General features: G+C 61.1%; 13 protein-coding genes and 2 pseudogenes. 5 read left to right on the plus strand and 10 right to left on the minus strand.

What is annotated here, in order from left to right; genetic code table 11:
- Positions 1 to 121: 121 nt before the first annotated feature.
- Both mnmH and selD read right to left on the minus strand, forming a co-directional pair.
- Entirely contained in the window at positions 122 to 1,225 is a 1,104-nt protein-coding gene (mnmH, locus tag BLW70_RS25015; RefSeq protein WP_074878547.1) for a tRNA 2-selenouridine(34) synthase MnmH, read from the minus strand.
- Entirely contained in the window at positions 1,225 to 2,259 is a 1,035-nt protein-coding gene (gene selD, locus BLW70_RS25020) for a selenide, water dikinase SelD (RefSeq protein WP_074878549.1), read from the minus strand. Before selD ends, mnmH begins: the two co-directional genes overlap by 1 nt.
- Before the next feature lie 249 nt (positions 2,260 to 2,508).
- Between selD and BLW70_RS25025 the strand changes: the two genes are divergently transcribed.
- The gene (locus tag BLW70_RS25025) at positions 2,509 to 2,736 is read left to right on the plus strand and encodes a DUF6555 family protein (protein WP_074880815.1); all 228 of its coding nucleotides are present in this window, start codon (positions 2,509 to 2,511) and stop codon (positions 2,734 to 2,736) included.
- A 38-nt stretch (positions 2,737 to 2,774) separates the two neighbouring features.
- Positions 2,775 to 3,053 carry a hypothetical protein gene (locus tag BLW70_RS25030; RefSeq protein WP_074878551.1) on the plus strand — a complete coding sequence of 93 codons (279 nt, stop codon included), beginning with the start codon at positions 2,775 to 2,777 and terminating at the stop codon, positions 3,051 to 3,053.
- A gap of 26 nt (positions 3,054 to 3,079) precedes the next feature.
- Here the strand turns inward: BLW70_RS25030 and BLW70_RS25035 are convergent, their stop codons facing one another.
- The 3 genes from BLW70_RS25035 to BLW70_RS25045 form a co-directional block, all read right to left on the minus strand.
- On the minus strand, positions 3,080 to 3,244 hold the full coding sequence (locus BLW70_RS25035; RefSeq protein WP_074878553.1) for a metallothionein: 165 nt from the start codon (positions 3,242 to 3,244) through the stop codon (positions 3,080 to 3,082).
- 73 nt (positions 3,245 to 3,317) lie between these two features.
- A complete protein-coding gene (locus tag BLW70_RS25040) occupies positions 3,318 to 3,773 on the minus strand; it encodes a DMT family transporter (protein ID WP_074878555.1) in 456 nt (151 codons plus the stop codon).
- Positions 3,773 to 4,258, minus strand: coding sequence for a DMT family transporter (locus BLW70_RS25045; RefSeq protein ID WP_074878557.1), 486 nt, complete (start codon positions 4,256 to 4,258; stop codon positions 3,773 to 3,775). The genes BLW70_RS25040 and BLW70_RS25045 overlap by 1 nt, the downstream gene beginning before the upstream one ends.
- Positions 4,259 to 4,385: 127 nt before the next feature.
- Here BLW70_RS25045 and BLW70_RS25050 point away from each other — a divergent pair, with 127 nt between their 5' ends.
- Positions 4,386 to 5,321: a LysR family transcriptional regulator gene (locus BLW70_RS25050; RefSeq protein ID WP_074878559.1), complete on the plus strand. Its 936-nt coding sequence runs from the start codon at positions 4,386 to 4,388 to the stop codon at positions 5,319 to 5,321.
- 145 nt (positions 5,322 to 5,466) lie between these two features.
- Here BLW70_RS25050 and BLW70_RS31560 read toward each other — a convergent pair whose 3' ends face one another.
- The 3 genes and pseudogenes from BLW70_RS31560 to BLW70_RS25060 all read right to left on the minus strand — a co-directional run bounded on the left by BLW70_RS31560 (position 5,467) and on the right by BLW70_RS25060 (position 8,673).
- The gene (locus BLW70_RS31560; protein WP_371922184.1) at positions 5,467 to 6,288 is read right to left on the minus strand and encodes a methyl-accepting chemotaxis protein; all 822 of its coding nucleotides are present in this window, start codon (positions 6,286 to 6,288) and stop codon (positions 5,467 to 5,469) included.
- Positions 6,289 to 6,372: 84 nt separating this feature from the next.
- Positions 6,373 to 7,149 (minus strand): annotated as a pseudogene (locus tag BLW70_RS31565) (cache domain-containing protein); the annotation flags it as partial.
- 207 nt (positions 7,150 to 7,356) lie between these two features.
- The gene (locus tag BLW70_RS25060) at positions 7,357 to 8,673 is read right to left on the minus strand and encodes a Na+/H+ antiporter family protein (RefSeq protein WP_162493974.1); all 1,317 of its coding nucleotides are present in this window, start codon (positions 8,671 to 8,673) and stop codon (positions 7,357 to 7,359) included.
- A 1,514-nt stretch (positions 8,674 to 10,187) separates the two neighbouring features.
- Here BLW70_RS25060 and BLW70_RS31570 point away from each other — a divergent pair.
- Together BLW70_RS31570 and BLW70_RS31575 are read left to right on the plus strand one after the other, a co-directional pair.
- A pseudogene (locus tag BLW70_RS31570) lies at positions 10,188 to 10,334 on the plus strand (HAMP domain-containing protein); the annotation flags it as partial.
- A gap of 102 nt (positions 10,335 to 10,436) precedes the next feature.
- Entirely contained in the window at positions 10,437 to 11,192 is a 756-nt protein-coding gene (locus BLW70_RS31575; RefSeq protein WP_371916924.1) for a methyl-accepting chemotaxis protein, read from the plus strand.
- Between the two features lie 119 nt (positions 11,193 to 11,311).
- On the opposite strand, the gene BLW70_RS25070 is transcribed toward BLW70_RS31575, so the two are convergent.
- Together BLW70_RS25070 and BLW70_RS25075 are read right to left on the minus strand one after the other, a co-directional pair.
- On the minus strand, positions 11,312 to 12,625 hold the full coding sequence (locus BLW70_RS25070; RefSeq protein ID WP_074878567.1) for a sensor histidine kinase: 1,314 nt from the start codon (positions 12,623 to 12,625) through the stop codon (positions 11,312 to 11,314).
- Positions 12,622 to 13,290, minus strand: a complete 669-nt coding sequence (locus BLW70_RS25075; protein ID WP_008152159.1) for a response regulator transcription factor — start codon at positions 13,288 to 13,290, stop codon at positions 12,622 to 12,624. Before BLW70_RS25075 ends, BLW70_RS25070 begins: the two co-directional genes overlap by 4 nt.

Here is a 13,290-nt window from a genome sequence, read left to right on the forward strand (position 1 = left end):
AGCAGGCTCATTCCCACAGGTGCCTGCTGTGACCACAACATTTGTGCCCACCCCAAATCAAATGTGGGAGTGAGCCTGCTCCGGGCGGCGTTCCGACGATGGGGCCGGCAAATCCAACACATTACTTCTGATTGATGCGCCGCTCGCGCAGGTATTCAAGCACCGCAACCCGCTCCCCGGCGAATTCAATGCGCCCCCCTTTCTTCTCCCGCTGAAACGCATACATCGGGTCGTAATACTCGCGAAGCAACCCTTCGATCCAGCCCCGGTGCAAGTCCACGGCCCCGCTGCTCGCCTGCTCCGTCAGCGCGTCTTCCATCAACATCAACAGCCGCCGATGGCGCTCACCGCCCAGACGTTTCTGCACATTGTTCAGGCTCTCCAGCAGGCGCTCGGAAAACAGCGCGAAACCTTCATCGCCATGCACACCGATGAACTCGGCACACAAGTCCACCACGTAATCGCGCAGGATCCGTTCGACCCGCCCTTCCAGGCTGTCTTCCAGCCAGACCATCGGAAACTGCTGCATGCCCTGAAACAGCGGCAGCGGTAGCGCACAACTGCCGATCGCGCGGCTCTCGTCTTCCAGCACAAACTGCTCGATGCCGTGGGCGCGCTTCTTCAGCACGTCCACCGCCAGGCAGTTCTCAAAATCGATGTTGGAGGGCTGGCCAGTGGCACGTTTGCCGAAACTGGAGCCGCGATGATGGGCGTGACCTTCAAGGTCCAGGCCGTTGCTCAACTGCGTGAGCACTTCGGTTTTGCCGGTGCCGGTCATGCCGCCCAGCAAGACGAAATCACACTGGGCAACCGCCTGATCGAGCGTGTCGAGCAAGAAGCTGCGCATGGCCTTGTAGCCGCCACCCACTCGCGGATAGTCGATGCCCGCCTCGTCCTTGAGCCATTGCTGGACGATCTGCGAACGCAAACCACCGCGAAAACAATACAAATACCCATCAGGATGAGCCCGGGCAAAATCGGCCCAGGCCTGGATACGCTCGGCTTTTATCTCGCCGGACACCAACTGGTGCCCCAGCGTAATGGCCGCTTGCTGGCCGTGTTGCTTGTAACAAGTGCCGACCCGTTGCCGCTCATGGTCATTCATCAGCGGCAGGTTGATCACGCCGGGGAACGAGCCTTTGAGAAATTCGACCGGCGCACGGGCATCCATCATCGGTCGGTCGTTGAGGAAAATGTCGCGGTAATCGGTGAATTCGATGGACATCAAAACACCTCAACCGCGTTGGTCTGTCGCTCGATCAGTTCACCGATCGGCTCAAGGGTCAGACCCAGCTCGGCGGCTACTTTGAGGAAGTGTTCGTTGCCTTCCGGGGTGACTGCAACCAGCAGGCCACCGCTGGTCTGCGGATCGCAGAGCACGCGCTTGTGCATTTCCTGAAGACGCCCCAGCTTGCTGGCGTAGCTGTCAAAGTTGCGCAGCGTCCCGCCCGGCACGCAGCCTTGGTCGAGGTAATACTCGACACCCGGCAGACGCGGCACACGGTCGTACTCGATGCGCGCGGTCACGTTGCTGCCATCGGCCATTTCCACCAAATGCCCCAGCAGGCCGAAACCGGTGACATCGGTCATCGCGGTGACGCCTTCGAGTTTGCCGAAACGGCTGCCGGGTTTGTTCAGGGTGCACATCCAGTCGCGGGCCAGGCCGATGTCGGCAGGGCGCAACTTGCCCTTCTTCTCGGCGGTGGTGAGGATGCCGATGCCCAGCGGTTTGGTAAGGTAAAGCAGGCAACCGGCGGTAGCGGTGTCGTTGCGCTTCATGTGGCGCTTTTCCACCAGACCGGTCACGGCGAGGCCGAAGATCGGCTCTGGTGCGTCGATGGAATGCCCACCGGCCAACGGAATGCCGGCTTCATCGCAGACCGAACGCCCGCCGCGGATCACTTCCCGGGCAATCTCCGGGGCCAGCACGTTGACTGGCCAGCCGAGGATCGCAATCGCCATCAACGGATCGCCGCCCATGGCGTAGATGTCGCTGATGGCATTGGTGGCGGCGATGCGGCCGAAGTCGAACGGGTCGTCGACGATCGGCATGAAAAAGTCGGTGGTCGAGACCACGCCGCGTTCTTCATCAATGGCGTATACCGCCGCGTCATCGCGCGAGGCGTTGCCGACCCAGAGTTTCGGGTCAAGGTTCTGCGCCCCGCTGCCGGCCAGGATCACTTCCAGCACTTGGGGAGAAATCTTGCAGCCACATCCAGCACCATGGCTGTATTGGGTCAGACGAATCGGTTCGCTCATGGGGGAGGCACATCTCGTGAAGTCAGTGCCGAGGAGTTTACATCAACCCCTATTTCGAAGGAGCTGATCGTTCCCACAGGGGAATGCTTCAATGGATGCTCCCCGTTCGGCCTGGGACGCAGGGTTTCAGGGGATTACAGGTAACGAACCAGCAGTCTGTCGGCATTGGTGGTATCCGTCTGACAATCCGAGTGAATTTTCCGCCCCCCCAACGATCCTTGTATAACCACAGGGAGGAATATGGGCTTTATGAACAACGCAAAACTTTTCGTCATTGAATACACCCTTCATGGCGCGCCCAAGTCTTTCATCATCCGCCTGGACAAGATGGATAACGCGGAGGCTTGGCATTGGGCAAGTTGCGACGCGGGGATCGGACGAATCCCCCGCTTCGGCCGTGAGAAGGTGCAAAAAACCAGCAAGCCGATGGCAGAGAAGTTCGGCGTGGAAAACGTCAAGTGGCGGCCGGCGAATTAACGGATGGCGCAGCCTTGGACTTTTGGGAGGGATCGGGCATGACAACGACGCAACTTACCAGCAAGGCACACCTGGACTACGGCCTCGATACGCTGTTTGGCCGGATCACCAAAAGTGCCGAGTGTGAGGTCGGCCTTGAACAAGTCGAGCATGACCCGACCCGCTTCGCCCTCCGCGTCCAGTCACCTGTACCGCAAGATCTGGAACAGGCAAAAACGCTGGTAGTGAAGGTGGATGGGCGACGACTCAATGGAATCATCCGCCATACCGAACGGCTGGAAGATCAAAGCCTGAAGCTGGAAGTGGAGCCTGATTAGGCTCCACATTCTGTGCGTCATGGGTGTCAGCCCTTGGCGCACTTACAACCTTTGGTCGCGCATTCTTCGCCGTGTTCATGGTGTTTGGCGCAGGCCTCACAGCAATAGTGCTTGCCGTGTCGCGCGATCGGATGTTCGCCCAGTTTGCAGGAGCACTTGGGGCAGTCGCATTTACTTTCACTGTCGATCATGAGCCTGACTCCATTGGTGGTGGTCGTCCGGGTTTCGCACATGCGACCCGTATCACCAGTGTAGGAGCTTGCGTCACCCCTGCCGGGCACTGCTGCGATACATGAACAGCAATGCCAAGGCGAGACACACCATCGCCAGTATCCGGCTGCTGGACAACTCGATCGCCGGGTTGCCCAACCAGCCGAAGTTATCGATCAACATCCCCATCCCCAATTGCCCCACGATCACCGCCACCGTCGCGACCGCCGTGCCGACCCGCGGCACCGCGCCAACCATCACCAGCATGTACACCACCCCGAACAGTGCACCGCTGAGCTGCCATTTCGGCACGTCCAGCAAACTCACGGCATGGGCCGGCTCGAAAAACAGGATCAGCAGCCCGGTGGTCACTGCACCGACCACGAAGGTCAGCAAACTGCTACGCAACACGCCCACCGTTTCGCCCAATCGCCCATTGATCGCCGCCTGGACACTCAGCACCGCACCGGCCGCCACGACCACCGCCAACAAAATAATCAGATTCATCATCAACCCCGAGCGATCAGAACAAGTGCCGCGACAATCAGCAGCAAGGCCAGCCAACGTTCACCGTTGACCTTTTTGCGGGTAGCGCCGAACCAGCCGAAGTGGTCGATCAACACGCTTTTGCCAACCTGCCCGGAGAGGATCGCGATCATGGTCATGGCAATGCCGATGTGCGGCGTGGCCAAGGTCAGCACGATTACGTACATCGGCCCCAAAAAACCGCCGATCAACTGCCAGCGCGGCAGTTCATTCAAGGCGGGCCCCTGTTGCGGACCGCTGAACAGCAACAGCAAGAACAAAATCGCCGAGCCGACACCGAAGATGCTCAAGGTCGCCCACAAGTGCCCGACCTGAACCCCGAGCGGCCCGAGCAGACCGGCCTCCACGGACAGGCCCATGCCGGCCAGAATCACCAGTGGCAGCAGCAACAGCCGCAGCCCTGGTTGGGGCGCCGGCGTTTCAGCGATGTCGATTGAAGAAGATTGCATAACGAAAACCTGCCAGTTATCAGATGAACGCGGGGATGGGGTGGCGCGCATTATCGGCTGGCGATCCTTTGCGATAAATGGGAGCATCCAGACAACACTTTTGCGTAACTCGCACAGCAGACTTCTCATGCATGGCCTCAACGAACTGGGATTCAAGGCACTTCGGCTGTTTGTAGCGGTGCTGGACCACGGCAGTTTTTCCGAAGTCGCCCGTCGCGAAGGCCTGGCCCCTTCTTCGATTTCCCGGCAGATCCAATTGATGGAACAAGCCCTGAACCAGCAATTGCTCTACCGCCACACCCGCGCCGTCTCACCTACCGAAGCCGGGCGCATGCTGGGTCATCACGCGCGGCTGGTGCTGGTGCAACTCGAAGAGGCCGAGCAGGCCCTGCAGGAACAGCAAAGCGAACCGAGCGGACTGGTGCGGATCAACGCGCCAGTGGTGTTCGGTCAGCGGCACCTGACGCCGTGGCTGGGGCGGCTCTGCGAGCGCTACCCGAAACTGCAACTGGATATCCAGCAGACCGACAGCTACGTCGATCCCTTGCAGGAAGGCGCCGACCTGCTGTTTCGCATCGGCGCGCTGCACGATTCGAGCATGCAGGCGCGGATTCTGGCGCCCCATCGTTTTCAAGTCGCCGCGAGCCCGGCCTATCTGGAACGTCACGGCACACCGCAACATCCCGAAGAACTGGCCGCGCATCAGTGCCTGGCCTACAAGGGCGTGACCGGCCAGCAACGCTGGTTTTTCCGCAAGGATCAGCAGGACTGGACGCCCTGCTCGGTGAAGGGTCCGATCACCGGCAACCACGCCGACACCCTGACGCAAGCCGCCGAACAAGGCTTGGGGCTAGTGATGTTTCCGTCGTGGCTGATCGGTGAGGCGGTGCGCAAGGGCACGCTGGTGCCGGTGCTCGGGGCGTATCAGGTGTCCAACAGTCCGGAACCGCAGCAGATTGCAGTTCTCTGGCCTGGGAGCCGACGGTTGTCGGTGAAGGTGCGGACGGTGATTGATTTCTTTGTCGAATGCTTCGGCACGGTGCCCTACTGGGACAGACCGTAGCGACCAAGTCGAACACGCTTGTGTGGCGAGGGAGCTTGCTCCCGCTCGGCAGCGCAGCGGCCGTAAAATCTTGCGAGCGCTGCGCACTCGAGCGGGAGCAAGCTCCCTCGCCACACAAGCCCCCTCGCCACAAAGGCATCGTCCGTCAGATGCGGAACTGGCCCACCAGTTTGCCCAGGCGCTGACCGAGGTCGGCCAGGCTGCGGGACGTCTGGGCGCCGAGTTGGGTTTCATCGGCGACACTGTCCACGGCCACAGCGATCTGATGCACGCTGCGGTTGATCTCTTCGGCCACGGCGGTCTGCTCTTCGGCGGCGCTGGCGATCTGCGCGTTCATCGAGTTGATGGTGCCGATCAGCTGGGCCATGGTGTCCAGCGAGGCACCCGCTTCGTTGGCCTGGGCCGAAGTGCCGTCCCCGGCTTCGCTGGAACGGCGCATCGCTTCCACCGCCGACTGAGTGCCGGCCTGCAAACGATCGATCATGCCCTGGATTTCCTGGGTGCTGATTTGCGTGCGACTGGCCAGCGCCCGAACCTCGTCGGCCACCACCGCAAAACCACGACCGGCCTCACCGGCACGGGCAGCTTCGATGGCGGCGTTGAGCGCCAGCAGGTTGGTCTGCTCGGCAATCGAACGGATCACGCCGAGTACGCTGACAATCGACGACACGTCTTTTTGCAAGCTGTCCAGCGACACGCCACTGCTGCGAATGTCGTCCACCAACGCATGAATCTTCACGATGCTGCCGGCCACCACACGCTTGGCAGCCTGGCCTTCTTCGTCGGTCTGCTGGGCAGCCACTGCGGCGTTTTGCGCACTTTTCGCCACTTCCTGAGCCGCCGCCGACATTTGATTGATCGCCGTGGCGACCTGATCGGTCTCGTGACGCTGACGCTCCATGGCTTGATCCGAGCGCTGCGCCTGGTCGGAGACCTGATTCACCAGCCCGGTCAGTTGCGAGGTCATTTCGGTGATCTGGCGCACCAGGCCATGGATCTTGTCGACGAAGCGGTTGAACGAGCCGGCCAGTTCGCCGAGTTCGTCCTGGCTGGTGATGGTCAGGCGACGCGTCAGGTCGCCCTCGCCCGCCGCGATGTCATCGAGGTTGGCTTTCATCAGGTTCAGCGGACGCAAGATGGTGTTGGCCAGCAGCATCCCGGCAGCGGCAATCATCAACAGCACCACCACGGCAATCCCGACGATGCTCAGCACCACGCCTTGCATGCGCTCCTGGACCTTGATTTCGACCAGCGCCACTTGCGCTTCGATGCCGTCGAGGTTGACCGAAGTACCGACCGCCATGTCCCACTTCGGCAGGTATTCGGTGTAGCCGAGTTTCGGCACCAGCACTTGGGTGTTGCCGGGCAGCGTCGAGCTGTATTGCAGGTAGTGGGTGCCGTCCTTGGCGACTTTCACCAGGTCGCGGTTGACATAGACGCCGTTCGGATCGCGGTTGTCCTTGAAGCTCTGGCCCACACCTTCCGGGCTGTTGGCCTTGAACAGGCGCACGGTGTTGGAGTCGTAGCCGAAGAAGTAGCCGTCCTTGCCGTAGGTGATGCTCGACAGCAACTTGACCACGTGGGCCCGCGCCGCATCATCACCGGGGGCGGCCGCGTCATAGAGCGGTTTGATCGTGGTCATGGCCACGGCGACGTAACTTTGCAGGGTTGCCTTGGCATCGCTGAGCAGGCGCTGGCGAGTTTCCTCGACTTCCGTGCGGGCCTGCTCCTGCAGAATGAACAATGTGGTCAGGCTGATGACCAGCGCAAAGAGCAACACCGGGAGGACGGCAAGGGACAGGACTTTAGCCTTCAGGCTCATGCGCATGACGGTTCACTCTTTTGATTTTATTGGCGTGGTTAGAGGCTTTAACGGCACGCAGCATCAAAAGTTGAATGCGGCTCTTGTTGATCGTTCCCACGCTCTGCGTGGGAATGCAGCCCGGGACGCTCCGCGTCCCATCAAGAGCCGAACGCGGAGCGTCCGTTGAGGCATTCCCACGCAGAGCGTGGGAACGATCGGTGGTGGGCCGGCTTAGAGGACCATCGCCGCCACCCAGCCGAACACCAGCAACGGCAGGTTGTAGTGCAGGAAGGTCGGGACCACGGTGTCCCAGATGTGGTGATGCTGGCCGTCGATGTTCAGGCCCGAGGTCGGACCGAGGGTCGAGTCCGACGCGGGCGAACCGGCATCGCCCAGCGCGCCGGCGGTGCCGACGATGCACACGATCGCGATCGGGCTGAAGCCCAGTTGCACGCACAACGGCACAAAAATCGCGGCCAGGATCGGCACGGTGGAGAACGACGAACCGATGCCCATGGTCACCAACAGCCCGACCAACAACATCAGCAACGCGCCAATGCCTTTGCTGTGGCCGATCCACGAAGCCGATGTCTCGACCAGTGTCTGCACTTCACCGGTGGCTTTCATCACCTCGGCAAAACCGGAGGCGGCGATCATGATGAAACCGATCATCGCCATCATCTTCATGCCTTCGGTGAACAGGTCGTCGGTTTCACGCCACTTCACGATGCCTGACACCGAAAAAATCAGAAAGCCTGCCAGCGCACCGATGATCATCGAGTCCAGCAACAGCTGAATGATGAAAGCCACCGCAATGGCCAGACCGGCGATCATCAGGCTCAGCGGGTTGTACTGCACCGCGACCTGTTCGACTTGCTCGATCTTTTCCAGATCGTAGACGCGCTTCTTGCGGTAGCTGACAAACGCTGCCGCGAGCCCGACGACCATGCCCAAGGCCGGAATCCCCATGGCATGGGTGACGTTGATGCCGCTGATGTCCACCCCGCTACGGGCGACGTTGGCCAGCAGGATTTCATTCAGGAAAATGTTGCCGAAGCCCACGGGCAGGAACATGTACGGTGTGATCAGACCGAAGGTCATGACGCAAGCAATCAGTCGGCGGTCCAGTTGCAACTTGGTCAGCACATATAAAAGCGGCGGCACCAGCAGCGGAATAAAGGCGATATGTATCGGCAGGATGTTCTGCGAAGCGATGGCCACCACCCACAGCAAACCGATCAACAGCCATTTGACCTGACGGCCACCGCTGGCGTGCTGACGATCGACCATCAGCAAGGCTTTGTCTGCCAGCGCGTGCGCCAGCCCGGACTTGGCAATGGCCACTGCGAAAGCGCCAAGCAATGCGTAGGACAACGCGACCGTCGCACCGCCACCGAGGCCGCTATTGAAGGCTTTGAGTGTGGCGTCGACGCCCAGGCCACCGGTCAAACCACCCACCAGGGCACCTACGATCAGCGCGATTACGACGTGCACGCGGGACAGACTGAGGATCAGCATGACGCCGACCGCAGCGATTACAGCATTAATCATCGTTACCTCAAGGCAAACGGAAGAGCCCGGCCGGCAGTCTGCAAAGAGCCGCCAGCGGATGGAATGTGAGGGTTTTATTAGAGGGCGCGCACTTTGCCGGACCATTAACGCCTTGTCAAAGCGATCACGACCCCTTGTAGCAGCTGGCGAAGCCTACGTTCGGCTGCGTAGCAGTCGTAAAACCTGCGCATGTGGTGTGCCTGAAACACCTCAGCACCCGAATTGACGACTGCTTCGCAGCCGAACGCAGGCTTCGCCAGCTGCTACAGGTTTTGTGTGATGGCTTATTTGATTGAACGAATAAAGAAAGCCGAATCGCGGCCGTTACAGTGCAAAGTCTCAGATAAATATCGAATAAGGACGTCTCCATGTCGCTCAGACAACTTTCCATTCAATGGAAAATCACCCTGCTGGCCGGGCTGTGCCTGGCCGGCATCGTGACCCTGCTGGTGGGTCTTTCGCTGTATCGCATGGAGCAAAGCTCCGAGATGGTGAAAGCCTCCAGCATGGAGATGCTCACCGAGGCAGCCCAGGCCCGGATCGAATCCCAGGGTGAAAACCAGGCGCTGGGGATTCGCCAGCAGTTCATGGACGCCTATCAATACGGCCACGGTTTTTCGCGTCAGGTGCTGTTCCTGCGCGATCAGGCCGAGAAGCGCTTCCTCGATGCCTTTGACCTGCGTGAGGACCTGACGCGTCAGGTCAAGTCGGCCCTGCAAGCCAACCCCGACTTGCTCGGCCTCTCGCTGGTGTTCGAAGCCAACGCGCTGGACGGCAAGGACGATCTGTTCGCCGGCCAGGCCGAGCTGGGCAGCAACGACAAGGGCCGTTTCGCGCTCTATTGGTCGCAACCTGTGCCTGGCAAGGTGACGTCGATGGCGCTACCGGAAAGCGACATGGCCGACACCACCACCGGCCCGAGCGGCGAACCGGCCAACGCCTGGTTCACCTGCCCGCGCACGACCCTCAAGCCCTGCGTGATCGAACCTTACTTCTACGTGATCGACGGCCACAATGTGCTGATGACCAGCATCGTTTTCCCGCTGATGGTCAACGGCAAGGTCATCGCTTCGCTGTCGGTGGACATCAACCTCAACAGCCTGCAAGCCATCAGCCAGGGCGCGAGCAAAAAGCTCTATGACGGCCAGACCAACGTCAGCATCATCAGCCCGGTCGGGTTGCTGGCCGGTTACAGCCCGGACGCCAGCAAACTCAGCCAGCGCCTGGACGCCGTGGACAAAACCAACGGTGCCGAGCTGATCCGCATGCTCGCCGCCAGCAGCAAGACCGAAAGCCTGCACGGCAATCAACAGCTCAAAGTGCTGTCGCCGTTCCAGCCGATTCCCGGTGGCAAGTCCTGGGGCGTGTTGCTCGAGGTGCCGGAGAAAGTTTTGGTCGGCCCCGCCGAAGCGTTGAAAAAGCAACTCGATGAAAGCAACACCGCCGGCACCCTGATCGAACTCGGCCTGGGTGTACTGGCCGCATTGATTGGCCTGTTGCTGGTGTGGTTGATGGCCCGCAGCGTGACCAAACCGATTTTGGGTGTGGCGCAGATGCTCGAAGACATTGCCAGCGGCGAAGGCGACCTGACCCGCCGCCTGGCCTACGACAAAAAGGACGAACTCGGCCAATTGGCCGGCTGGTTCAACCGCTTCCTCGACAAGCTGCAACCGATCATTGCCGAGGTCAAACGCTCGGTGCAGGACGCGCGCAACACGGCGGATCAATCGTCCGCCATCGCCACGCAGACCAGCGCCGGCATGGAGCAGCAATACCGTCAGGTGGATCAGGTCGCGACCGCTTCCCACGAAATGAGCGCCACCGCCCAGGATGTCGCGCGCAGTGCAGCGCAAGCGGCACAGGCTGCGCGGGACGCGGATCAGGCCACCCGTCGCGGTCTGACCGTGATCGACCGCACCACCGCCAGCATCGACAACCTCGCCGCCGACATGAGCGCGGCGATGGTGCAAGTCGAAGGCCTGGCGGCCAACAGCGAGAAGATCGGTTCGGTGCTGGAAGTGATTCGCGCCATCGCCGAGCAGACCAACCTGCTGGCGCTGAACGCCGCCATCGAGGCCGCTCGTGCCGGTGAAGCCGGGCGTGGTTTTGCCGTCGTGGCCGATGAAGTGCGCAACCTGGCACGCCGGACCCAGGAGTCCGTCGAAGAAACCCGCCTGGTGATCGAGCAGTTGCAGAGTGGCACTCAGGACGTGGTCGGCTCGATGAACAGCAGCCATCGTCAGGCTCAGGGCAGTGTCGAACAGGTCGGTCAGGCGGTGACGGCGCTGCGGCAGATTGGTGAGGCGGTGACGGTGATCAGCGACATGAACTTGCAGATCGCCAGTGCTGCGGAAGAGCAAAGTGCCGTGGCCGAGGAGATCAACAACAACGTGGCGACGATTCGGGATGTGACAGAGTCGCTGTCGGGCCAGGCCAATGAATCGGCGCGGGTGAGTCAGTCACTCAATAGCCTGGCGAATCAGCAGCAGAGCTTGATGGATCAGTTCAGGGTTTGACCTGACGCCGATCGTTCCCACGCTCCGCGTGGGAATGCCGCCAGGGACGCTCCGCGTTCCGCTTTGGGATGTGACGCAGAGCGTCACGGGATGCATTCCCACGCGGAGCGTGGGAACGATCATCGACGAGGTAATTCGATTACAACCTTCAACCCGCCCCACTCACTCTCCTCCAGCCGCAACACCCCGCCCCACGTATCGACGATGTCCCGCACAATCCCCAATCCCAACCCATGCCCATCCGTTTGTTCATCAAGCCGAGTACCCCGGCCGAACACCTGATCGCGCTGGTTTTCAGGAATCCCCGGCCCATCGTCTTCCACGCTTAACTCAAACCCTTCGGCCGTCTCGACCACGCTCAACCGAACCTCGGCATCTGCCCATTTGCAGGCGTTGTCCAGCAGGTTACCAAGCAGTTCGAGCAAATCTTCGCGATCCCAAGGCAGTTGCAACCCCTTCGGCGCCCTATAGCTGAGGTCCAGATGCTCGCCATGAATCATGTTCAAGGTCGCCAGTAACCCAGGCAATTCGGCATCGCAATCAAACAGCGCCCCCGGCAACGCATCGCCGGATAACCGTGCACGATTGAGTTCGCGATTGAGTCGCTGCTGGACTTGTTCCAGCTGCGCCTTAATAACCTTGCGCAGTTCTGGCTGCGCATCGAGCTTCTCGCTTGAGGCCAGGCTCAACAACACCGCCAGCGGGGTTTTCAAGGCGTGGCCGAGGTTGCCCAGCGCATTGCGCGAACGCTTGAGGCTGTCTTCGGTGTGCGCCAGCAAATGGTTGATCTGCGCCACCAGCGGCTCAAGCTCTACCGGCACCTGATCATCGAGTTGCGAGCGCTGGCCTTGCTGCAACTGGGCGATCTGCTCACGGGCCTTTTCCAGCGGGCGCAAGGCGCGGCGCACGGTGATGCGTTGCAGCAGCAGAATCAGCAGCAGCCCCGCCAAACCAAGCCCCAGACCGACTTGCTGCATGCGCCGGAAACTCTCGCGCACTGGCGTGTAATCCTGGGCCACGCTGATCGAAATCGATTGGCCGAGCCGTCGATAGTCTGAACGCAGCACCAGCAATTGCTGGCCTTCCGGCCCCAATTGCAGGTTGCTGTGCAGGCCGGCATGGTCGAGGCGCGGCAGTTCCTGATCCCACAGCGAACGGGAACGCCAATGCTTGTCGGCAAAATCGATGCGGAAATAATGCCCGGAAAACGGTCGCTGATAGGCCGGCGACAGGTGTCGCTCATCCAGCTGTAAACCCTGCGGCCCACGCACCAGCGCCACCAGCAGGTTTTCGCTGTCGTTGCGCAGCCCGGCTTCGAGGTAGCGATGCAAACCCATTTCGAACAGCCACAGGCTGGTCTGCGCCAGCACCAGGCCGACGATCACCATCACGCTGATCAACCCCAGACTCAAGCGGCGCTGCATCGACCTCACTGGGCTTGCCCGCCGAACAGGTAACCCTGGCCGCGACGGGTTTCGATGACGCTGCGCCCGAGTTTGCGCCGCAGGTGGTTGACGTGGACTTCGAGCACGTTGGAGTCGCGCTCGGTTTCACCGTCGTAGAGGTGTTCGGCGAGGTGGCTTTTGGAAAGAATCTGCTCGGGGTGCAGCATGAAATAACGCAGCAGGCGAAATTCAGCGGCGGTCAGCTGGATGTCGGCGCCGTCGCGGGTCACGCATTGGCGGCCTTCGTCCAGGTGCAGCCCGGCGGCCTTGAGCGTCGGCTGGTTGGCATGGCCATGGGAACGGCGCAACAGCGCCTGGACGCGTAAGTGCAGTTCTTCGGGGTGGAAGGGTTTGGTCAGGTAATCGTCGGCGCCGGCCTTGAGGCCTTCGATCCGTTCGGCCCAGGAATCACGGGCGGTGAGGATCAGCACGGGCGTCGACAGGCCAGCGGCCCGCCATTGCGTCAGCACGTCGAGCCCTGGCAAACCCGGCAGGCCGAGGTCGAGGATGATCAGGTCATAGGGCTCGCTGCTGCCCTGATACACAGCGTCGCGACCGTCGGCCAGCCAGTCCACGGCGTAACCCTGACGGTTGAGGCCGGCCATCAGTTCATCGGCCAGCGGCACATGGTCTTCCACCAGGAGCAAACGCAT

The sequence above is a fragment of the Pseudomonas frederiksbergensis genome, assembly GCF_900105495.1.
Taxonomy (GTDB): Bacteria; Pseudomonadota; Gammaproteobacteria; order Pseudomonadales; family Pseudomonadaceae; genus Aquipseudomonas; species Aquipseudomonas frederiksbergensis.

What these genes read in the sequence shown, in the direction of transcription:
- BLW70_RS31575 (WP_371916924.1), top strand. Translation starts at nt 10,437, where the DNA reads ATGGAGCAGCAATACCGTCAGGTGGATCAGGTCGCGACCGCTTCCCAC.
- BLW70_RS31560 (WP_371922184.1), bottom strand. Translation starts at nt 6,288, where the DNA reads ATGACCTCGCAACTGACCGGGCTGGTGAATCAGGTCTCCGACCAGGCG.
- mnmH (WP_074878547.1), bottom strand. Translation starts at nt 1,225, where the DNA reads ATGTCCATCGAATTCACCGATTACCGCGACATTTTCCTCAACGACCGA.
- BLW70_RS25030 (WP_074878551.1), top strand. Translation starts at nt 2,775, where the DNA reads ATGACAACGACGCAACTTACCAGCAAGGCACACCTGGACTACGGCCTC.
- BLW70_RS25025 (WP_074880815.1), top strand. Translation starts at nt 2,509, where the DNA reads ATGAACAACGCAAAACTTTTCGTCATTGAATACACCCTTCATGGCGCG.
- BLW70_RS25075 (WP_008152159.1), bottom strand. Translation starts at nt 13,290, where the DNA reads ATGCGTTTGCTCCTGGTGGAAGACCATGTGCCGCTGGCCGATGAACTG.
- BLW70_RS25045 (WP_074878557.1), bottom strand. Translation starts at nt 4,258, where the DNA reads ATGCAATCTTCTTCAATCGACATCGCTGAAACGCCGGCGCCCCAACCA.
- selD (WP_074878549.1), bottom strand. Translation starts at nt 2,259, where the DNA reads ATGAGCGAACCGATTCGTCTGACCCAATACAGCCATGGTGCTGGATGT.
- BLW70_RS25035 (WP_074878553.1), bottom strand. Translation starts at nt 3,244, where the DNA reads ATGATCGACAGTGAAAGTAAATGCGACTGCCCCAAGTGCTCCTGCAAA.
- BLW70_RS25040 (WP_074878555.1), bottom strand. Translation starts at nt 3,773, where the DNA reads ATGATGAATCTGATTATTTTGTTGGCGGTGGTCGTGGCGGCCGGTGCG.
- BLW70_RS25050 (WP_074878559.1), top strand. Translation starts at nt 4,386, where the DNA reads ATGCATGGCCTCAACGAACTGGGATTCAAGGCACTTCGGCTGTTTGTA.